The 20,096-nt window shown below is 68.6% G+C and carries 18 protein-coding genes; 11 read left to right on the forward strand and 7 right to left on the reverse strand.

The genetic code is table 11. The features are described 5' to 3' along the window. The first annotated feature begins 118 nt into the window (after nucleotides 1–118). From ACIRRA_RS21095 to ACIRRA_RS21145, 11 genes are all read left to right on the forward strand, one after another. Entirely contained in the window at nucleotides 119–277 is a 159-nt protein-coding gene (locus ACIRRA_RS21095; protein ID WP_402770506.1) for a hypothetical protein, read from the forward strand. Between the two features lie 705 nt (nucleotides 278–982). Continuing rightward, nucleotides 983–3,277, forward strand: a complete 2,295-nt coding sequence (locus tag ACIRRA_RS21100) for a nitrate- and nitrite sensing domain-containing protein (protein WP_402770509.1) — start codon at nucleotides 983–985, stop codon at nucleotides 3,275–3,277. 20 nt (nucleotides 3,278–3,297) lie between these two features. Continuing rightward, a complete protein-coding gene (locus tag ACIRRA_RS21105; protein ID WP_402770855.1) occupies nucleotides 3,298–3,726 on the forward strand; it encodes a roadblock/LC7 domain-containing protein in 429 nt (142 codons plus the stop codon). Next, nucleotides 3,723–4,085, forward strand: a complete 363-nt coding sequence (locus ACIRRA_RS21110; RefSeq protein ID WP_402770512.1) for a DUF742 domain-containing protein — start codon at nucleotides 3,723–3,725, stop codon at nucleotides 4,083–4,085. The genes ACIRRA_RS21105 and ACIRRA_RS21110 overlap by 4 nt, the downstream gene beginning before the upstream one ends. A 40-nt stretch (nucleotides 4,086–4,125) precedes the next feature. Then, entirely contained in the window at nucleotides 4,126–4,653 is a 528-nt protein-coding gene (locus tag ACIRRA_RS21115) for a GTP-binding protein (protein WP_402770858.1), read from the forward strand. A gap of 14 nt (nucleotides 4,654–4,667) precedes the next feature. After that, entirely contained in the window at nucleotides 4,668–6,449 is a 1,782-nt protein-coding gene (locus ACIRRA_RS21120) for a gamma-glutamyltransferase family protein (RefSeq protein ID WP_402770515.1), read from the forward strand. A gap of 79 nt (nucleotides 6,450–6,528) precedes the next feature. After that, the gene (locus ACIRRA_RS21125; protein ID WP_402770517.1) at nucleotides 6,529–8,157 is read left to right on the forward strand and encodes an ABC transporter substrate-binding protein; all 1,629 of its coding nucleotides are present in this window, start codon (nucleotides 6,529–6,531) and stop codon (nucleotides 8,155–8,157) included. Nucleotides 8,158–8,163: 6 nt separating this feature from the next. Then, the gene (locus ACIRRA_RS21130) at nucleotides 8,164–9,795 is read left to right on the forward strand and encodes an ABC transporter substrate-binding protein (RefSeq protein WP_402770520.1); all 1,632 of its coding nucleotides are present in this window, start codon (nucleotides 8,164–8,166) and stop codon (nucleotides 9,793–9,795) included. 6 nt (nucleotides 9,796–9,801) lie between these two features. Next, nucleotides 9,802–10,758 (forward strand): ABC transporter permease, encoded by a 957-nt coding sequence (locus tag ACIRRA_RS21135; protein WP_402770523.1) that lies wholly within the window; start codon nucleotides 9,802–9,804, stop codon nucleotides 10,756–10,758. After that, a complete protein-coding gene (locus tag ACIRRA_RS21140; RefSeq protein WP_402770525.1) occupies nucleotides 10,755–11,711 on the forward strand; it encodes an ABC transporter permease in 957 nt (318 codons plus the stop codon). Before ACIRRA_RS21135 ends, ACIRRA_RS21140 begins: the two co-directional genes overlap by 4 nt. Before the next feature lie 10 nt (nucleotides 11,712–11,721). Beyond that, nucleotides 11,722–13,386, forward strand: coding sequence for a dipeptide ABC transporter ATP-binding protein (locus tag ACIRRA_RS21145; RefSeq protein WP_402770528.1), 1,665 nt, complete (start codon nucleotides 11,722–11,724; stop codon nucleotides 13,384–13,386). Nucleotides 13,387–13,466: 80 nt separating this feature from the next. Here the strand turns inward: ACIRRA_RS21145 and ACIRRA_RS21150 are convergent, their stop codons facing one another. The 7 genes from ACIRRA_RS21150 to argC all read right to left on the reverse strand — a co-directional run bounded on the left by ACIRRA_RS21150 (nucleotide 13,467) and on the right by argC (nucleotide 20,058). After that, nucleotides 13,467–14,147: a hypothetical protein gene (locus ACIRRA_RS21150; RefSeq protein WP_402770531.1), complete on the reverse strand. Its 681-nt coding sequence runs from the start codon at nucleotides 14,145–14,147 to the stop codon at nucleotides 13,467–13,469. A gap of 90 nt (nucleotides 14,148–14,237) precedes the next feature. Beyond that, the gene (locus ACIRRA_RS21155) at nucleotides 14,238–14,735 is read right to left on the reverse strand and encodes an arginine repressor (protein WP_357003075.1); all 498 of its coding nucleotides are present in this window, start codon (nucleotides 14,733–14,735) and stop codon (nucleotides 14,238–14,240) included. 29 nt (nucleotides 14,736–14,764) lie between these two features. Beyond that, a complete protein-coding gene (gene argF, locus ACIRRA_RS21160; protein WP_402770534.1) occupies nucleotides 14,765–15,709 on the reverse strand; it encodes an ornithine carbamoyltransferase in 945 nt (314 codons plus the stop codon). Continuing rightward, nucleotides 15,706–16,899 carry an acetylornithine transaminase gene (locus ACIRRA_RS21165; RefSeq protein WP_402770537.1) on the reverse strand — a complete coding sequence of 398 codons (1,194 nt, stop codon included), beginning with the start codon at nucleotides 16,897–16,899 and terminating at the stop codon, nucleotides 15,706–15,708. The genes argF and ACIRRA_RS21165 overlap by 4 nt, the downstream gene beginning before the upstream one ends. Beyond that, nucleotides 16,896–17,795, reverse strand: coding sequence for an acetylglutamate kinase (gene argB, locus ACIRRA_RS21170; protein WP_402770539.1), 900 nt, complete (start codon nucleotides 17,793–17,795; stop codon nucleotides 16,896–16,898). Before argB ends, ACIRRA_RS21165 begins: the two co-directional genes overlap by 4 nt. Beyond that, complete coding sequence (gene argJ / locus ACIRRA_RS21175; protein WP_402770542.1) at nucleotides 17,792–19,000, reverse strand: bifunctional glutamate N-acetyltransferase/amino-acid acetyltransferase ArgJ; 1,209 nt, start codon at nucleotides 18,998–19,000, stop codon at nucleotides 17,792–17,794. The genes argB and argJ overlap by 4 nt, the downstream gene beginning before the upstream one ends. Then, on the reverse strand, nucleotides 18,997–20,058 hold the full coding sequence (argC, locus tag ACIRRA_RS21180) for an N-acetyl-gamma-glutamyl-phosphate reductase (RefSeq protein ID WP_402770545.1): 1,062 nt from the start codon (nucleotides 20,056–20,058) through the stop codon (nucleotides 18,997–18,999). The genes argJ and argC overlap by 4 nt, the downstream gene beginning before the upstream one ends. Nucleotides 20,059–20,096: the final 38 nt, after the last annotated feature.

Genomic DNA, 20,096 nt, shown 5'->3' on the forward strand with positions numbered 1-20,096 from the left:
GCGGCTAACAATCGGACAAATCGCCGAAAACCCGTACACCGGTTCGAATCACGATCACATTCACCACGACTGTGTCACGCTGAAACCGTCACCCCCGCGCACACCGGAGGATTCAGTCATGCTGTCGACACTCGCCCAGAACTTTGGAACCCTCGGCCGCGACATCCTGTCCATCGGGTCGGCCGCTTTGCAGTTCGCACAGGACCTCATCGCCTCCGGCGGGACCGGCCAGGGCGGCGGCGGTGCCTACCCGCCCGGCCAGTACCCGTTCAACTGAGGTAATGGAACCGCCCGCCGACTGTTCAGCGGCGGGCGGCCATCCATTCACGCACGGTGAGCAAGCGGCGGCGAGCGGAAGGTCGGCGCGGTAGCCCGGATTCACCGAACCAGAAGAGCCTTCGCGATTCGGACCCTCGGAGCTGGGCGAGTTGCTGTAGAAGGCATCTCACGCCTTCGCCCGTCGCGGCATCGCGGGCTTCGCCGACCGCGACCTCTTCCCGCCCGGATTCGCCTGATCGGCGAAGCCCCCGACATCCGCATGCGCGACCTTGCCGACCGCCGAGCCTTGCGCCTGGCTCTCACCGCTGCGGGCGAGAAGCAACGCCGGACAAACGCCGGCCGCATCAAACTGGTCGGGCTCCTGACCAAATTCCTCTCGCCACACCAGGAATGACCTGTGTTAAGTCTGGTGCTTCGGGAATTAAGCGACTCTCGAGTTGACTGGTGCGTACCGGTGTGGGAGCTTTCAGACGGCTGCCGTGGGCTCGATTTGCAGCATCACGGATTTTCAGAGGAGTAACGGGAAGTGCGTCCACGTCTATGGCGGGAAATGCCAAGGGACAGAACGGAGTCAGGGTCTGCGTCACCTGCTGACGCACAGCCGGTACCGAGGGTTGCATTCACCGGGATATTGCGCGCCCGGACAATTGGCGGGCAGCTTTCCCGAATCTTGGCGTTCGCTTTGATTTTGGTTCTTGTTCCCTTGGCAGCGACCACGCAGCGGGCGTATAAGGACTACCGCGAATCCGACGACACCCGGCAGGCGGTATCGCTGGCCCTGAACGTCCAGGATCTGACGGACCAGATCCAGCGGGAACTGGGACTGTCCAATGGTCTGCTGGGCGGTGACAACAGCTTGCAGCAGTCGCTGATCGCGCAGCGGCGCAGCGTCGACAATGCGCTCGGCGCGGTCAAGGGCGCGGCGTCGGGCGACGCGCCGGGCGCGGATCAGGTGCGAGCGGCGCTCAGTCAGCTGAATCTGTTGGCCAATACCCGCACTCAGATCGACACGCGCCGCGTCAGCCGACCGGTGGTCCTCCAGTTCTATGGCGAAGCCGTGAGCGCGCTCAACGGGTTGACCCTCGGCCTCGACCGGGCCAACGATGCCCGGCTCCAGCGCGGCTTGCAAGCGTTCTACGCCCTCGGCGCGGTCAAAGAACAGCTCGACAAGGAACGCGGCTTCCTCAACGGCGTCTTCGTGGCCGGACATTTCTCCGGGGGCGAGTACAGCCAGTTCATGGAGATCAGGGCGGCCAAACAATCTGCGCTGCAATCGTTCTCCCGCTTCGCCGACTCGAATCGGCAGGGCGATCTGGACGACGCCATGCGCGGCGACGACGCCACCCGGGCCGACCGGGACGAGAGCATCGCGCTCGCGTCCGGTGACGGGCCGCTGACCCGCCCGGTGGACCCGACGACCTGGTGGACGCGCCTGACCGGTGTCATCGATGCCCAGCGCGCCGTGCAGAAGGCCGTCGGCGACGACATCCGTTCGCGCGCCGACGAACTACGCGACGCGGCGCAGACCCAGCTCATCGTCTTCCTGGTCGGTGCAGCGATCGCCATCGCCGCCATGATCGCACTGGTGCTCGCGTCGGTTCGCGCCCTGGTGCGCCCGCTGGCCGCGCTGGCCGGAGAGGCGGACGAGGTGGCGTCACGGCGACTGCCGGAGGTCATCGACGCGTGGTCGCAGGACGTCGACAGCGCACCGGAAGCACCCAGGGCCGTGCTGACACCCGCCGGCGCGAGTACCGAAATCGCCGCCGTCGCGGGCGCATTGGATCGCGTGCAGACCACCGCTTTCGAACTCGCCTCGCAACAGGCACTGGGGCGGCGCAACACCATCGAGTCGATGGGCAGCCTGGCGCGCCGCAATCAGAAGCTGGTGCACCGGCAGCTCGCCCTGATCAGCCATTTCGAGCGCGAGGAGCTCGACCCGCAGGGCCTGGCCAATCTGTTCGAACTGGATCACCTGGCCACCCGCATGCGCCGCAATGCCGAAAGCCTGCTGGTGCTCGTCGGCGAGAACAGCCCGCGGCGGCTGACGCAGCCGATCTCGCTGGTCAATGTGATTCGCGCCGGCATGTCGGAGGTGGACGACTACCGCCGGGTGGTGCTGCGCCGGATCGAGGACGTGCTCATTGTGGGCACGGCGGCCAGCGAACTGTCCCACATGCTCGCCGAATTGCTCGAGAACGGCCTGACCTTCTCGCCACCCGATATGGATGTCGAGGTCTACGGCCGCCGGGCGGCACAGGGGTATCTGCTGGCCGTGGTCGACCACGGCGTCGGCATGTCGGCCGAGCAACTGGCCCAGTCCAATGCCAAGTTGCGTGGCGAACAGGACTTCATCGTCGCGCCGACCCGATATCTGGGGCACTACGTGGTGGGTCGGCTGGCCCAGCGCCTGGGCATCGAGATCGAGCTGACAACCTCGCCGGTCAGCGGCATCGTCGCGCGACTGACCCTGCCCGTGGAATTGCTTGCGGCGGAACAGGATCTGGTGCCGGAGACGGTGCGGGAGCCGACCACCAGCCTGGAGGTCGAACCGACCTGGGGCTCGGACCCGGGACCGGTGAGCGCGCCGACCCCGGAGCCGACGCGCGCCGCGATCCCGGCGGTGGCCGAGCCCGCCGCCCTTCCGGCGAGCCACGTGCCGGAGCGTGTCGCCCTTCCGGTGAGCCCGATGCCCGAGCCCGCCGCCGCACCGGAACCCGCCGCCCGACTCACCACCCGCAATGGTTTGGTCAAGCGCAACAAGGCCGCTCGCACCGCGGCCGCCGCGCCGCAGCCGCGTCCCGCGCCCGCGACCGCCGCGGGGCCGGAGCCGGAATCGACGACCGATCGGACCCCCGAGCAGACCCGTTCCATGCTGGCCGCCTTCCGGGCCGGCCACGAGCGCGGCGCGGAGATCTATTCGACGTCCTCCGGGCTCTTCCCGGTCACCGGCGAGATACCCTCTCGCACAGCAGATTCCGCTCCACTATCCCATCCGTGACTACCCGAGAGGAGATCCCCGTGACCGCCCAGCTGCCGAGCACCGATCCCCATACCTTCAGCTGGCTGCTGGCGAACTTCGTTCGCAATACCCCCGGGGTGCGCGATACCGTCGCGGTGTCGTCGGACGGATTGCTCATCGCCATGTCCGACGGGCTGGAACGGGTCGCGGCGGATCGTTTGGCCGCCATGGTATCCGGACTGACGAGCCTGGCCACGAGCGCCTCGCGCAGCTATGCCTTCGAGGGCCTCAAGCTGATCATGATCGAGATGAAGCGCGGCTTCCTGCTCGTCTCGGCCATGGGCAGCGGCAGTTGCCTCGGTGTGATCGCGGACGGCAACTGCGATGTCGGCCTGCTCGGCTACGAGATGTCGATCCTGGCCGAACGGGCCGGCTCGCTGCTGGATCCGGCGCTCATCACCGAGCTGCGAGAGACCCTGCGGCGATGAGAGATTCCGACTCAGTCCGCGCGGACCTCGACAACAGCGCGCACGACTTCGTCCGGCCCTTCGTCGTCACCGGAGGCCGCACCACCCCGGTGATCGACGGTCTGCGCATCGAAACCCTGGTGCACACGGCGCCGCACGCGTACTCCGCGCCCATCCAGCTCGAACAGCGCGAGGTGGTGCGGTTGTGCCAGCAACCGACCTCCATCGCCGAAATCGCTGCCGCACTGCATGTTCCGGTCGGCGTCGCCAAGGTGATCGTGAGCGATCTCGCCGCCGGCGGCTATCTGACGGTCCGTGAGGCGCCCGAGCTGTCCACCGCCGCCATCGAGAGGATCAGGGACCTTGTCCGCGCACTCTGACGTTCGCATCGCGCCACGCACGCCATCCTCGGTGAAGATCGTGATCAGCGGCGGATTCGGCGTCGGCAAGACGACTTTCATCGGGGCCATCTCGGAGATCGAGCCGCTGGCCACCGAGGCCGCCATGACCGAGGCCGCGATCGATGTCGACGATCCTGGTCACCGCGCGGACAAGACCCAGACCACGGTGGCGCTCGACTTCGGCCGCATCACGTTGGATCGGTCGCTGATCCTCTATCTGTTCGGCACCCCCGGCCAGGAGCGGTTCGTCTTCCTGTGGGACGACCTGGTGGACGGCGCGCTCGGCGCGGTGATCGTGGTCGACACCAGCCGGATCGACGACTGCTATCCGGTGCTGGACTACTTCGAGGAGACCGGGACGCCGTTCGTGGTCGTGGTCAACCGCTTCGACGGCGAACCGCGCTTCGACCTCGACGAGGTGCGCGAGGCACTCGAACTCGAGGACGACATCCCTGTGCTGGAATGCGATGCGCGCGAACGGGAATCGGTGAAGAACGTCCTGGTGGCCCTGCTCGAGCAGGTGCTGTACCACCGGCTCGCGGTGTAGAGGAGGCTCGGCTGATGTTCACCACGCGACCCACCCTGCAGGGCTCCTTCGGCATGGTGTCCTCCACCCACTGGCTGGCCTCGGCCACCGCCATGGCGGTGCTCGAGGACGACGGCAATGCCTTCGACGCCGCCGTCGCCGCGGCCTTCGTGCTGCACGTGGTGGAACCGCACCTCAACGGCCCCGCGGGCGAGGTGCCGATCATCCTCGCGCCCGCCGGGCGGAACCCGCGCGTGCTGTGCGGTCAGGGACCGGCACCGGACGGTGCGACGATCGACCACTACCGGGGCCTCGGCCTCGAATTGGTCCCGGGCACCGGGCCCTTGGCCGCCGCTGTGCCCGGCGCGTTCGACGCCTGGCTGCTGCTGCTGCGCGATCACGGGACCAAGCGGTTGGCGGAGGTGCTGTCCTACGCCATCGGCTATGCCGAGCGCGGGCACCCGGCGGTGGAGCGGATCGGCCAGACCGTGGCCGAGGTCCAGGGACTGTTCGAGACCGAGTGGACCAGTTCCGCGGCCGTGTATCTGAGCGACGGCAGGCCACCCGCACCGGGTGCGCTGCTGCGCAATCCGGCTCTGGCGCGGACCTGGCGGCGCGTGATCGCCGACGCCGAGGCGGCGAGCTCGGACCGGGACGCGCAGATCGAGGCGGCCCGACAGGTGTGGCGGACAGGTTTCATCGCCGAGGCGCTGGCCGCCGCGGCCGCGCAACCCACGATGGACACCTCCGGCGAACGGCACACCGGCACGCTCGGCCTCGAGGATCTGGCGAATTTTCAGGCCACGTACGAGGATCCGGCCACCTACGACTGGAACGGCTGGACCATCGCCAAGGCTGGACTGTGGAGTCAGGGACCGGTGTTCCTCCAGCAGCTCGCGCTGCTGTCCGAGCTGCCGGAGTACGGCACGCCCGAGTACTACCACGTGCTCATCGAGGGCTCGAAGCTCGCCATGGCCGATCGTGAGGCGTGGTACGGCGACAGCGCGACGGTCACACTCGAGCAGCTGCTGTCCCCGGAGTACAGCGAGCAGCGGCGGAAGCTGATCGCAGAGCGGTCGTCGGAGGAGCTGCGTCCCGGCAGCCCGGACGGTCTGACACCGCGGCTCAGCTCCTACGCGCAATCGAATTCTGCTGGGGCGGTACCGGTTCCGCTCGGCGCGGGCGAGCCGACGGTCGCGTCCAATGGCGGCACCCGGGGCGACACCTGTCACCTCGACGTGGTGGACCGCTGGGGCAATATGATCGCGGCGACGCCCAGCGGCGGCTGGCTGCAATCCAATCCCGTGGTGCCGGAACTGGGTTTCCCGCTCGGCACCCGGCTGCAGATGTCCTGGCTGGAGCCGGAGCTGCCGAATTCGCTTGCCCCCGGCTGTCGCCCGCGCACCACGCTGACCCCGTCGCTGGCGCTGCGCGACGGCGAGGCGGTCATGGCGTTCGGCACTCCCGGTGGCGATCAACAGGATCAGTGGAACCTGCATTTCTTCCTGGCGGTCGCGCTGGGCGAGCCGGTGCGCGGCAGCCTCGACCTGCAGGGCGCCATCGACGCGCCGAACTGGCATCAGGAGAGCTTCCCTGGCTCGTTCTATCCGCGCGTCATGAGTCCCGGTGTGACGGTGGTGGAATCGCGGATCGGCATCGAGGCGATCGCCGAGCTGGAGCGCCGGGGACACCGCATCACCGTCGGCGGCCCGTGGTCGGAGGGCCGGCTGTGCGCCGTGGCCCGCGATCCGGAGACAGGTGTGCTCGCCGCCGGGGCCAATCCCCGGGGCATGCAGGGATACGCCGCCGGACGATGAAACGAACAGCGTATGAACGGAATTGCGCGGCGGTTCTCCCGGTGCGAAATTCATGGGATGTCGAAGTAGGTTGTTGCGCATGCTCGTTCGCCTCTCCAGGCTTCTAGGGCTCGGCATGGTCGCCGTCGCGCTCGCGTCCTGCGCCCCGTTGCAGTACCCGGACCGCACCGCGACACACACCGATGATTTCGGCACCCCGGTGGGCGCGCAATCGGTGCGGGCGGGCGGAGATCTCGTGATGGGGCTGTCGGCCGAACCCGACCGCCTCGACCCGACCACCTCCAGCTCGCTCTACACCCGCTATGTCATGAGTTCGATCTGCGAAAAGCTCTACGACAACGACGCTTCCGGCAATCTGGTCCCGCAGCTGGCGACCGCCCTGCCGACGGTGTCCGCCGACGGGCTGACGGTCACCATCCCGGTGCGCACGGGCATCAAGTTCGCCGATGGCACGCCCTTCGACGCGGCCGCGGTGCAGACGAGTCTGCAGCGGCATCTCAGCTCGAAGACCTCGCAGCGGACCAGCGAGATGGGCCCGATCGCCGCCATCGAGGCGAATGGCGCGGCGCAGGTGGTGATCCACTACAGGAAGCCGTTCGCACCCATCACCGCGGCGCTGGCCGACCGGGCCGGGATGATCATGTCACCGGCCGAGCTGACCAAGGCGGGCAATGACTTCGGGGATCACCCGGTGTGCGTCGGTCCGTTCAAGTTCGTCGAGCGGGTGCCGCAGACCTCCATCGTGGTGGAGCGTGATCCGCTGTATTACGACGCCGAGCACGTGCACCTGGACAAGATCACCTATCGCATCATGACCGACGGCAATATTCGCGCGGCCAACCTGCGGTCCGGCGACATCCAGGTCGCCGACACCATCAGCCCGCAGGATGTCGACGCGCTGCAGCAGGATTCGAGCCTGCGCCTGTTACAGGCGCGCGGGCTCAACTTCCGGGGCTTCTATGTGAACATCGGAAACGTGGACGGCGTGGGCAAGCCCGCCAGGCAGATCGATACGCCGCTGGCGAAGGATGCCCGGGTCCGCGAGGCGCTGTCGCTGAGCATCGATCGAAATACGTTGGTCGACACCGTGTTCGACAACTGGTACGAACCGACGTGCTCACCGATCGTGCCGCAGACCACCTTTGCCACGCCCGCCGGAACAGCCTGTCCCGCTTACGATCCCCAGCGAGCGCGGCAGCTGCTCGCCGAGGCCGGGGTGCAGATCCCGTACCGGGTGCGGTTGCAGGTGCAGAACAGTCAGGACCAGCTCCGGTATGTGCAGGCACTGCAGGCCAGTGTCGCGGCGGGCGGGTTCGAACTCGATATCCAGCCGATCGAGTACGCGACGCTGCTGGACGTGCAGAAGCGCGGCACCTTCGAGGCCTTGTTCCTGGGCTGGTCGGGCCGTATCGACCCGGACGCCAACATCTCCCGGTTCCTGATGACCGGATCCACCGGCAACTACCCCGGGTACAGTTCGCCCGCGCTCGACGATGTACTCGGGCAGGCCGCCCGGATCACCGACACCGCGCGCCGCGCGGAGCTGTACGGACAAGCGGTGCAGATCATTCAGAAGGACAATCCGTATCTCTACACCTACCGTGAACGGCTGCTGACGGTGCATTCCACCAAGGTGACCGGCATCGAGCAGTACCCGGACGGCGTTGTGCGGGTGGGCAAGGCCGCGTTCCTCACGGACAAGGGCTGAGCGACCATGCGCATTCGCTTGCTCCGAGTCCTCGCACTCGGTGTCGTCTCCCTCGCGGTCGCCTCGTGCTCGCAGACCCGGGCGCCCGTCGCCATCGCCACGCACGCCGACGATTACGGCACACCGGTCGGCGACCAGAAGGTGCAGCAGGGCGGCGATCTGGTGATGGGGCTGTCGAACGACCCGGACCGCCTCGACCCGACCACCTCCAGCTCGCTCTACACCCGCTATGTCATGAGCACGATCTGCGAAAAGCTCTACGACAACGACGCTTCCGGCAACCTGGTGCCGCAGCTGGCCACGGAGCTGCCGCGCTTCTCCGAGGACGGCCTGACGGTCACCATTCCGGTCCGCACCGGGGTCACCTTCGCCGACGGCACGCCGTTCAACGCGGCCGCGGTGCAGACCAGCCTGCGGCGGCACCTGGGTATGGAGGGGTCGCAGCGCAGCGGCGAACTGGGCCCGATCGCCGAGGTCGAGACGGACGGCCCGGCCCAGGTGCTGATCCGCTACCGCACGCCCTTCGCACCGATCACCGCGGCGCTCGCCGACCGCGCCGGAATGATCATGTCGCCGACCGCGCTCAAGGAGGAGGGCAGCGATTTCGGCGACCATCCGGTGTGCGTCGGCCCGTTCAAGTTCGCGCAGCGGACACCACAGACCTCCATCGTGGTCGAGCGCGATCCGTTGTACTACGACGCCCAGAACGTGCACTTCGACACCATCACCTACCGCATCATGGCCGACCCGAAGGCCCGCACGGCCGCCATGCATACGGGTGCGATCCAGGTCGCGGACACCATGTCGCCCCAGGACGCGGATGCGCTGAGCACGGATCCGCGCCTGCACCTGCTGGTTTCGGGTTCGTTCGGCTACCAGGGCTTCTACCTGAACCTCGGCAATGTGGACGGGGCGGGCAAGCCGGCGAAACAGATCGATACGCCGCTCGCCAGGGATCCCCGTATCCGCCTGGCACTCTCGCTGAGCATCGATCGACAGGCGTTGGTGGACAAGGCCTTCAAGGGCTGGTACGAGTCGGCCTGTACGGCCATCGCGCCGCTCACCTCCTACGCGACCCGGGCCGCGACGGCCTGCCCGGTCTTCGATCCGGAGCGCTCACGCCGCCTGCTCGCCGAGGCGGGGGTGCAGACGCCCTATCCGATCACCATGCAGGTCATGAATGTCGCCGACCAGCTCGAGTACGCGCAGGTGCTGCGGGCCGGGGTCGCCGCGGGCGGATTCGATCTGCGAATCGTGCCGACCGAGTACTCGGCCATGCTGGACGCGCAGAAGCGCGGCACCTACGAGGCGCTGCTGCTGGGCTGGTCGGGGCGGTTGGATCCGGACGGCAATATCGCCCGCTTCCTCGTCACCGGGTCCAGCGGTAATTACACCGGATACAGTTCCTCCGCGCTGGACGACGTGCTGTCCTGGGCCGCGCACACCACCAGCCCGGCGCGTCGCGGGGCCCTCTACGAGCAGGCGGTCGCGACCATTGAGCGGGACAACCCGTACATCTACACCTATCGGCTGCGCAACCTGACCGTGCACTCGACCCGGGTGACCGGGATCGAGGTGTACGCCGACGGCGCGGTGCGGCTCGGCAAGGCGGCGTTCGTCTCGGAACGGAACAGCTGAGAATCCATGTTGCGGTACATCTTCCATCGAGTATGGCAGTCCGCGGTGACGCTGCTGCTGGTCTCGTTCGTCGTGTTCGCCGGGGTGCGGGCGCTGCCCGGCGATCCCGCCATCGCGATGGCCGGTGAGCAGGCGGACCCGGCCACCATCGCCGCGGTGCGGGCCGATCTGGGGCTGGATCGGTCACTGCCGGTGCAGTATCTGGATTTCGCCGGGAACGCGTTGAGTGGTGACTTCGGCCGGTCCATTCGGACCGGAATGCCTGTGCGCCATATGATTCGGGTGACGTTGCCGGTCACCCTGGAATTGGCGGTGTACGCCATGCTCATCGCGGTGCTGGCCGGGGTGATCGGCGGTGTGATCGCGGCGGTGTATCGCGGGCGCTGGCCGGAATGGGTCGTCAACGGCTTCTCGCTGGTCGGGTTGTCGGTGCCGACCTTCTGGCTGGGCATCCTCGCCGTGCTCTACCTATCGGTGGGGCTGGGGATGTTCCCGGCGTCGGGATATGTGTCGCCGTTCGATCATCCGTTGCGCGGTCTCTACTTCCTGACCCTGCCCGCGCTGATTCTGGGCGTGACGCACGCGGCCGTGGTGCAGCGGCAGACGCGCTCCTCGATGGTGGAGACGATGACCGCCGACTTCGTGCGGACGGCCCGGGCGAAGGGGCTCGGACCCCGCACGGTGATCGTGCGCTACGGGCTGCGCAACAGTCTGATCGTGGTGACCACGGTCATCGGACTCCAGCTCGGGCTGCTCATCGCGGGCACGGTGGTCACCGAGCGCATCTTCAGCCTGCCCGGCATCGGGAAGCTGACACTGGATTCGGTGTTCGCGCGGGACTATCCGGTGATTCAAGCGGTCGTGATGGTGATCGCCGCGTCCTACATCGTGATCAATCTGCTGGTCGACGTACTGTACACGGTGATCGACCCGCGCGTGCGAGTGTCCGGGAGGGCGCAGTGACTGTGTCGGAGAGCACGGCGTCCGGGGCGGAGGACATCAACGGGGTCGGCGTGAAGGCGACCGCTGAATCGGCTGTGGCCGTGGCCGATTCGCCCATCGTGCCCCCGCCGCCCGCATCGAGGCGCGGTCGCGTGCTGCGCGAGTTGCGGCGCAATCCGCTGGGCATGGTCGGCGCGGCGCTGCTGCTGATCGTGATCCTGGTCGGCGTGTTCGCGCCGGTGCTGGCTCCCTATTCGCCCGCCGAGGTGCATTTCCCGACGCCGTTCCAGAAGCCGGGGACGGTCGGATTCGTCTTGGGCACAGACGATCTGGGACGCGATGTCCTCTCGCGGGTACTGTACGGCACTCGCGCCTCGCTCGAGGTGGGCGCGCTGTCGGTACTGTGCGCGGTGGCCATCGGGGTGCCGATGGGTCTGCTGGCCGGGTATTGGCGGTGGCTGGACGCGGTGCTGGCCCGGATCGCGGACGCGGTGCTGGCCTTTCCGTTCGTCATGCTCGCCGTCGGGCTGACCGCCATCTACGGTGGCGGCCTCACCCAGGCCGCCATCGCCCTCGGCGTCGCGCAGGTGCCGGTCATGATGCGGGTGGTGCGCGCGGAAGTGTTGCGGCTCAAGGAAACCGACTTCGTCCTCGCGGCGCGCGCCATGCACGTCCGGTCCTGGCGCATACTCGGCGAGCACATTCTGCCGAACTCTCTGGCCCCGATCATCGTGCAGGCCACCGTGATCATGCCGACCGCCGTACTCGGCGAGGCGATCCTTTCGTTCCTCGGGCTCGGCATCAAACCGCCCGAACCCAGCCTGGGCATCATGCTCTCGGACGCGCAGCAGTATCTGATGCGCACCCCGTGGCCGGGCATCTTCCCGGGCGTGACGCTGCTGCTGATCTGCCTGGGATTCAACCTTTTCGGCGATGCGCTGCGTGATGCGCTCGATCCGAAGACGAGCCGCTGAGGGGGCCGCGATGAGCGAATCACTGCTGGAGATCAGCGATCTGCGGGTGGACTTCGGCAACGTGAAGGCGGTGGATGGGGTCGATCTGACGGTCGCGCCCGGCGAGCGCGTCGCCGTGGTGGGCGCGTCCGGATCCGGGAAATCCTCGCTCGCACACGCGATCATCGGCCTGCTGCCCGGCTCCGGCCGGGTGCGCGACGGGAGTATCCGCTGGCGCGGCACGGACATCACTCGCGCCGACGAGATGCACATGCGCGGGATCCGCGGCAAGGAAATCGGTTTGGTGCCACAGGATCCGATGTCGAACCTGAATCCGGTGTCGCGGGTGGGACGACAAGTGTCGGAAACCCTGGTGGCGCACGGCCTCTACGCCGGTCGAGCGGCCGCCGACCGTGCGATCGAACTGCTCGGCGAGGCGGGCCTGCCCGAGCCCGCGCGCCGCGCCCGGCAGTACCCCCACGAACTCTCCGGCGGCCAGCGGCAGCGCGCCCTGATCGCCATCGGCCTGTCCTGCCGCCCCGGCCTGCTCATCGCCGACGAGCCCACCTCCGCCCTCGATGTCAGCGTGCAACGCCGAATCCTCGACCATTTGGACGAACTCACCAGGGAATTGGGCACCGCACTACTGCTGGTCACCCACGACCTGGCGCTGGCGGCCGAGCGGGCGGAGCGCGTCCTGGTGATGTCCGAAGGCCGGATCGTCGAGTCGGGCCCGGCCGACGAGGTGCTGATCGATCCGCGGGAGGACTACACCCGCCGGCTCGTGGCGGCAGCTCCGGCGCGAATGTCACCCGCGAAGAGCGCCGACAGCAAGATCGCCGAAGTGAATGAGCCTCCGGTTCTGGAGGTTTCGAATCTCACCAAGGAGTTCCGAATCCGCGGTCGCCGCGGCGCAGTCCGCGCCGTCGACGATGTCTCCTTCACCATCGCCCGCGGGCGCACCACCGCCATCGTCGGCGAATCGGGCTCGGGCAAAACCACCACCGCCCGCATGATCCTGGGCCTGCTCCCCGCCACCTCCGGCACCGTGCGGCTCGACGGCGACGAGGTAGTCACCCTGCGCGGCGCGCGATTGCGGGCGGCGAGGCAGGCAATGCAGCCGGTCTTCCAGGACCCGTACTCGTCACTGGACCCGATGTGGACGGTCGAACGCCTCATCGCGGAACCCTTGCGCGCCATCGCCACCGGGGACCGCGCCACCCGCAGTGCCCGCGTCACCGAACTCCTCGACCAGGTAGCCCTCCCCGCCACCCTCGCCGACCGCTACCCCCACGAGCTCTCCGGCGGCCAACGCCAACGCGTAGCCATCGCCCGAGCCCTGGCCATCGAGCCCCGCCTGATGATCCTGGACGAACCCGTCTCAGCCCTCGACGTCCTCGTCCAGAACCAAATCCTCACCCTCCTGGCCGATCTTCAGTCCAATCTGAACCTCAGCTACCTGTTCATCACCCATGACCTGGCCGTCGTCCGCGCGCTTGCCCACGACGTGGTGGTCATGCGCGAGGGCCGAATCATGGAACAGGGCCCCACCGACCGAATCCTCCACTCCCCCAGCGACCCCTACACCCGCGACCTGCTGGCCGCCGTCCCCGGCGCCACCCCTCCCCCACCCGCCGAGGCCGCGGCCGACAGTGAATCGTCACCCCTCCCAGAACGGTCCGGCCAGCCCCACTGATTGGAAATACTCCGCCGCCTGTGCCGGATGCCGTCGCACGTATCCGGCGTCGAGATCTTTTGGCTCTCTATCTTTCGGACCTAAGTCGAGAGCTGCGACAGAAAATCCCGACCCCGCTCCGGCTGGCCGACAAGCTCCGAAGTCTCGCGAATCCGACCAAGCATGCAGTAGCCCGCGTCGTCGGCGAGCCACACGATCTGCGGCGGGCTCTCCGGCAGGCGCAGTCGGGCGGAGTCGAGATCGCGGGGGTCGGGCCGGCGCAGGCGGGCGGTGCGGCCACCGGGCTCCAGGGGCGGGATGGGCGGCCGCGGTGGCAGGTCCGGCAACCGAACCGGTTGCGGCACAGTGATATCCGACCAGGTGATCACGGTCTGTCGTTCGGCGCGGAAGAGGAGGCCGCCGCGAATCCAGTGGGAGGCCAGGATCCGCCCGGACAGCGCGACCTCGAGCACGGTGAAGCGGCCGCCGTAGGGTTCCGGTGCGGCTTCGGATACGGCGTGGAAACCGCAGCTGCAGTCCTCGTCCGGCACCGCGTGACTCCGACCGCGCCGGCATTCGGCGATCGCGTCGCGCGGGTAGGGCGCCCCGCCGGTCGCCGGAATGAAACGATCCCCGTCGATGTGCCGGGCCACCTTGCGGGCCATGACCACCCAGACACCGTCGTCGGTCCGGCGCAGGCTGGGCCGGACCACCTCGGGGGCGTGAGGCCGCTCCCGCGTCCCGGCTTCGAAGGATCCGATCAGTCCATAGCCTTCGCACATGTGCGTTCCTTGCTCGGGGATGTCCTTCCTACCGAGCGTACGCCCGCACCTCTACGCCGCTACCGCAATTATCCTGCGGCACAGTCCGATTCAGGCCAGCTGTTCGATCTTGGCGGCGAGTTCCGCGCCGGTCATGGGCTCGCGCGCGATGACGGCGATGGTGTCGTCGCCCGCGATGGTGCCGACCACCTCCGGCAGGGCGGCGCGGTCGAGGGCGCTGGCCAGGAAGTGCGCGGCGCCCGGCGGGGTGCGCAGGACGGCGATATTGCCGCTGGCGTCGGTGGAGACCAGCAGGTCGCCGAGCAGTTTCGAGAGCCGCTCGGTGCCGCCGGTCACGCCGCGGACAGGGCTGCCGTCCTCGGGAACCACGTACACGCCGGCGCCGCCGTCGGCCGCGCGCAGCTTGACCGCGCCGAGTTCGTCGAGGTCGCGGGACAGTGTCGCCTGGGTGGTCTCGATGCCCTCGGACGAGAGCAGCACGGCCAGTTCCGACTGGCTGCGCACCTCGTGCTGGGAGAGGATGGCGACGATCCGGGCCTGCCGGCCGGCGCGGGTGCGGGCAATGGCCGCACCCGACTTGCCGGACACCGGTGCGGCCGTGCGACGTTCGCCGCTGCTCACCTCTCGCCTCGCTGGTATCGCTCCAGCAGCCACACCAGCAGCGCCTTCTGCGCGTGCAGGCGGTTCTCGGCCTCATCCCAGACCGCGCTGTGCGGGCCGTCGATGACCTCGTCGGTGATCTCCTCACCGCGGTGCGCCGGAAGGCAGTGCAGCACCGTCACATCCGCGGCCGCGCGGGCCAGCAGCCCGGCATTGACCTGGAAGGGACGGAACGGGGCGACGCGGTCGCGGCCGTCGTTCTCCTGGCCCATGGAGGTCCAGGCGTCGGTGACCAGCGCGTCCGCGCCCTCGGCCGCGGCCTGCGGGTCATCGGTGATGGTGATGGTCGCGCCGGTCTCGGCGGCGCGCTTCTGGGCGGCGTCGACGATCCAGCCGAACGGCTCGAAACCCTCGGGGGCGGTGATCGTCACGTTCATGCCGGCGGTGACGCCGCCGAGCATGAGCGAGTGCGCCATATTGTTCGCGCCGTCGCCGAGATAGGTGAGGTTGCGGCCGCTCAGGTCGGAGCCCTTGCGCTCCTTCAGCGTCTGCAGATCCGCCAGCACCTGGCAGGGGTGGAACTCGTTGGACAGCGCGTTGACCACGGGAACCGTTGCGGCACCGGCCATCTCGTCCAGACGCGCCTGCTCGAAGGTGCGCCAGACGATGGCGTCCACATACCGCGACAGCACCCGGCCGGTGTCGGCGAGGGTCTCCTCGCGTCCCAGCTGGGTGTCGCGGCCGTCGACCACGACGGCGTGCCCGCCGAGCTGGGCGATGCCCATCTCGAAGGAGAACCGGGTCCGGGTGGAGTTCTTCTCGAACATGACCGCGACGCCGCGCGGGCCCTCCAGCGGCCGCCGCGACTGCGGTGCGGCCTTCAATTCCGCTGCCAGCGCGAGGATCTCGGCCTGCTCGGCGGGGGTGACGTCATCGTCACGCAGGAAATGCCGGATGGTCACTTGGTCTCCTTCTGGGCCTGGGCGGCATCGAGGATGCCGGGCAGGTCGGACAGGAAGTTCTCCGCCTGGGTCTCGGTGAGCACCAGGGGCGGAGCGAGGCGAATCACGTTGGGCTTGGCCGGATTCAGCAGGTACCCGGCCTCCCGGGCGGCCAACTCCACGTCCGTGGAGGCATCGGCGGTCAGCTGGATACCGATGAGCAGGCCCGCACCCCGCACGTGGTCGACCAGCGGGTGGCCGAGGGTCTCGATCCCGTCGACGAGGATCTTGCCCACCGTCTCCACGTGCGAGAGCAGGCCGTCTTCGTCGATGGTCCGCAGCACGGCCAGCGCCGCCGCCGCGCACACCGGATTGCCGCCGAAGGTGGTGCCGTGCATGCCCGGCTGCAGCAGCTCCGCGGCCGGGCCCTGGGCCAGCACGGCGCCGATGGGCAGGCCGCCGCCGAGGCCCTTGGCCAGGGTGATGACATCGGGCACGATGCCCGCGGCCTGGTGCGCGTAGAACGCGCCGGTGCGGCCGATTCCGGTCTGAACCTCGTCCAGGATCAGCAGCGCGCCTTGCTCTTTGGTGATGGCGCGGGCCTTGGCCAGGTAGTCGGCCGGGGGCACCACGACGCCGCTCTCCCCCATGATGGGTTCCAGGAACACCGCGGCCGTGTCCTTGTCGACGGCGGCGGCCAGGGCCAGCGCGTCACCGTAGGGCACGTGGATCACGCCGGGCGGCATGGGCTCGAACGGTTCCCGCTTCGAGGGCTGACCGGTCAGCGCGAGCGCGCCCATGGTGCGGCCGTGGAAGGCCTCCTCGCAGGCGATGATCTTCCTGCGCCCGGTCAGCCGCGCCATCTTGAAGGCGGCCTCGTTGGCCTCGGTGCCGGAGTTGCAGAAGAACGCCTTCCCGTGCCCGTCGCCGAAGTGCGCGAGCAGCCGCTCGGCCAGCTCGATGACCGGTTCGGTGGCATACAGGTTCGAGACGTGGCCCAGCGTGCCGAGCTGCTGGGTGACCGCGGACAGGATGGCCGGGTGCGCGTGGCCGAGGCTGTTGACCGCGATGCCGCCCAGGAAGTCGAGGTAGCGCTTGCCGTCGGCGTCGTAGACGACCACGCCGGCGCCGCGGACCAGCGCCACCTTGGGGGTGCCGTAGTTGTTCATCAGCGCGGTGTTCCACCGCTGCTGGATGTCGGCTGTGCTCATGAGATCTCCTGTGCGGGGGTGACCATCGTGCCGATGCCTTCCCCGGTGAACAGTTCCAGCAGGACCGAGTGGGCGACACGTCCGTCGATCACGTGCGCGGTGGGAACGCCGCCCTCGACGGCACGCAGGCAGGCTTCCATCTTGGGCACCATGCCCTCGTCCAGCGACGGCAGCAACTTGGCCAACTCATCGGTGTCGATGCGGCTGGTCAGCGAGGACCGGTCGGGCCAATTCGTGTACAGGCCCTCGACATCGGTGAGGATGACCAGCTTCTCCGCGCCGATGCCCTGGGCCAGCGCGGCAGCGGCGGTGTCGGCATTGATGTTATGCACCACGCCGTCGGCGTCCGGGGCGATGGTGGAGACCACCGGAATCCGGCCCGCCGCAATGAGATCCAGCACGGCCTCCGGCTTCACCTCGGTGACGTCGCCGACCAGGCCGATATCGGTGGCCTCACCGTCGACCTGCACGGTGCGGCGGGTGGCGGTGAACAGCCGGGCGTCCTCGCCGGAGATGCCGACCGCGTACGGGCCGTGGGCGTTGATGAGCCCCACCAGTTCCCGGCCGACCTGACCGAACAGCACCATGCGCACGACGTCCATGACCTCGGGCGTGGTGACGCGGAAGCCGCCGCGGAATTCGCCCGTCATGCCGAGCTTCTTCAGCATGGCGCTGATCTGCGGCCCGCCGCCGTGCACCACCACCGGGTGTACGCCGACGGTGCGCAGGAACGCCATGTCGGCCGCGAAGGCCCGCTTCAGCTCGTCGTCGATCATGGCGTTGCCGCCGTACTTCACGACCACGATCTTGTCGCGGAACTTCTGCAGCCACGGCAGCGCGTCGGCGAGGACGTGCGCCTTGTCGAGGGCCGAAAGCTGTTTCACCACATCGCTCATGAGCTGTAGGCCGAGTTCTCTTCGACATAACCGTGCGAGAGGTCGGTGGTGCGGACGGTGGCCTCGCCGTCGCCGAGACCCAGCTCCACGAGCACCTGGATGTCGGGGCCGGACAGATCGACCTCGCGGGCGCCCGGCGCGCCCGCGCCGTCGATGCACACCGGAGATCCGTTGAACGACACCGAGACCCGATTCGGATCCAGTTCGATGGGCGCGATGCCGATGGACGCCAGCACCCGGCCCCAGTTCGGGTCGGAGCCGAAGAAGGCGGTCTTGACCAGGCTGTCGCGGGCCAGCGCCCGCGCGCCGATGAGCGCTTCCTCTTCACTGACAGCGCCCTGCACGGTGATGTGCACGCGCTTGGTGACGCCCTCGGCATCCGACATGAGCTGCTCGGCCAGGTCGTCGCAGACCGCGAGCACGGCCGCGTTCAGATCCGCCTGGCCGGGGGTGACGCCCGAGGCGCCGTTGGCCAGCAGCAGCACGGTGTCGTTGGTGGAGCAGGAGCCGTCCACGTCGAGCCGGTCGAAGGTGTACTCGGTGGCATTGCGCAGCGCCTCGTCCAGCTGCTGCGGGGTGGCGACCACATCGGTGGTGAGCACCACGAGCATGGTGGCCAGCGACGGCGCGAGCATGCCCGCGCCCTTGGCCATGCCGCCCACATTCCACTTGTCCTGGTGGTGGAAGGCGGTTTCCTTCGGCACGGTATCGGTGGTCATGATGGCCCGCGCGGCCTCGGCGCCGCCGGACAGGCCGCCGCCCATCTCGTGCACGATCTCGGTGACGGCCGGGATGAGCTTGTCCATGGGCAGCCGGTCGCCGATCAAACCGGTGGAGCAGACCGCGATCTCGCCCGCACCGGTCTCGGTTCCCCAGTTGCTCAACGCCTTCGCCAGTTCCTCGGCGGTGGCGTGGGTGTCCTGGAAGCCGCCCGGGCCGGTGCACGCGTTGGCGCCACCGGAATTCAGGATGACCGCGCGCAGCCGGCCGCCGGTCAGCACCTGCTGCGACCACAGCACCGGCGCGGCCTTGACCTTGTTGCGGGTGAACACGCCCGCGGCCGAGTACTCCGGGCCCTCGTTGAACACCAGCGCCAGGTCCGGCTTGCCGCTCTTCTTGATGCCGGCGGCGATGCCCGCGGCCCGGAAGCCCAGCGGTGCGGTGACGCCCTGGGTCCGCACCAGCTTGCCGTTGTCGATCGTCACGGTGCCACTCCTACGGTGGAAAGTCCTGCGGTCTCGTCGATTCCGAGAGCCAGATTCATCGATTGCACCGCGGCGCCCGCGGTGCCCTTGGTCAGGTTGTCGATCGCGCCGATGACCACCAGCAGCCCGGCGTCGGTGTCGACGGTGACCTGGAGGGTGACGGCATTGGAGCCGAGCACCGAACCGGTCTGCGGCAGTACACCTTCCGGCAGCAGGTGCACGAAAGGCTCATCGGCGTAGGCCTTCTCGTAGACAGCGCGGGCGGTGGCGGCGTCCACGGTGGTGGGGGCGGTGCAGGTGGCCAGGATGCCGCGCGGCAGCGGGGCCAGCACCGGGGTGAACGACACACTCACGTCGGCGCCGGATCCGGTGGCGGCCTTCAGGTTCTGCGCGATCTCGGGGGTGTGCCGGTGCGCACCCGCGATGCCGTAGGCCCGCAGCGAGCCCATCACCTCCGAGCCCAGCAGGCCCACATCGAGTTTGCGGCCCGCGCCCGACGTGCCGCTCACCGCAACCACATTCACGCGCGGTTCGATGATTCCGGCCGCGACGGCCGGGGCCAGCGCCAGGCTCGACACGGTCGGGTAGCAGCCGGGGACGGCGATCCGGGTGGCGCCGCGCAGCTTCTCGCGCCCGCCGGGCAACTCGGGCAACCCGTAGGGCCAGCTGCCGGCGTGCGGGGTGCCGTAATACTTCTCCCACGCCGCCGCGTCGGTGAGCCGGAAGTCGGCGCCGCAGTCGATGATGATCGTGGATTCCGGCAACGCAGTGGCGATCGCCGCGGACTGCCCGTGCGGCAGGCCGAGGAAGACCACATCGTGGCCGGAGAGCTCCTCGACGGTGGTGGGCGCGAGCACCCGATCGGCCAGCGGCAGCAGATGCGGCTGCAGCTCACCCAGGGTGGTACCGGCATTGGACCCCGCGGTCAGCGCCCCGATCTCGAGGCGCCCGCTTCGGTAGGCTGGATGGCCGAGCAGCAGGCGCAGGACTTCACCGCCCGCGTACCCGCTCGCACCAGCTACCGCGACCCGTAGGGGCCCGTTCGAGGTATCCACCATGTGATGATTATGCACGACCGTGCAAGCTCATTCACAAC

Origin of the sequence: Nocardia sp. NPDC101769, assembly GCF_044766925.1 — a bacterium.
Classification (GTDB): domain Bacteria; phylum Actinomycetota; class Actinomycetes; order Mycobacteriales; family Mycobacteriaceae; genus Nocardia.

What these genes read in the sequence shown, in the direction of transcription:
- ACIRRA_RS21095 (WP_402770506.1), top strand. Translation starts at nt 119, where the DNA reads ATGCTGTCGACACTCGCCCAGAACTTTGGAACCCTCGGCCGCGACATC.
- ACIRRA_RS21110 (WP_402770512.1), top strand. Translation starts at nt 3,723, where the DNA reads ATGAGAGATTCCGACTCAGTCCGCGCGGACCTCGACAACAGCGCGCAC.
- ACIRRA_RS21120 (WP_402770515.1), top strand. Translation starts at nt 4,668, where the DNA reads ATGTTCACCACGCGACCCACCCTGCAGGGCTCCTTCGGCATGGTGTCC.
- ACIRRA_RS21125 (WP_402770517.1), top strand. Translation starts at nt 6,529, where the DNA reads ATGCTCGTTCGCCTCTCCAGGCTTCTAGGGCTCGGCATGGTCGCCGTC.
- ACIRRA_RS21130 (WP_402770520.1), top strand. Translation starts at nt 8,164, where the DNA reads ATGCGCATTCGCTTGCTCCGAGTCCTCGCACTCGGTGTCGTCTCCCTC.
- ACIRRA_RS21135 (WP_402770523.1), top strand. Translation starts at nt 9,802, where the DNA reads ATGTTGCGGTACATCTTCCATCGAGTATGGCAGTCCGCGGTGACGCTG.
- ACIRRA_RS21145 (WP_402770528.1), top strand. Translation starts at nt 11,722, where the DNA reads ATGAGCGAATCACTGCTGGAGATCAGCGATCTGCGGGTGGACTTCGGC.
- ACIRRA_RS21150 (WP_402770531.1), bottom strand. Translation starts at nt 14,147, where the DNA reads ATGTGCGAAGGCTATGGACTGATCGGATCCTTCGAAGCCGGGACGCGG.
- ACIRRA_RS21165 (WP_402770537.1), bottom strand. Translation starts at nt 16,899, where the DNA reads ATGAGCACAGCCGACATCCAGCAGCGGTGGAACACCGCGCTGATGAAC.
- argB (WP_402770539.1), bottom strand. Translation starts at nt 17,795, where the DNA reads ATGAGCGATGTGGTGAAACAGCTTTCGGCCCTCGACAAGGCGCACGTC.
- argC (WP_402770545.1), bottom strand. Translation starts at nt 20,058, where the DNA reads ATGGTGGATACCTCGAACGGGCCCCTACGGGTCGCGGTAGCTGGTGCG.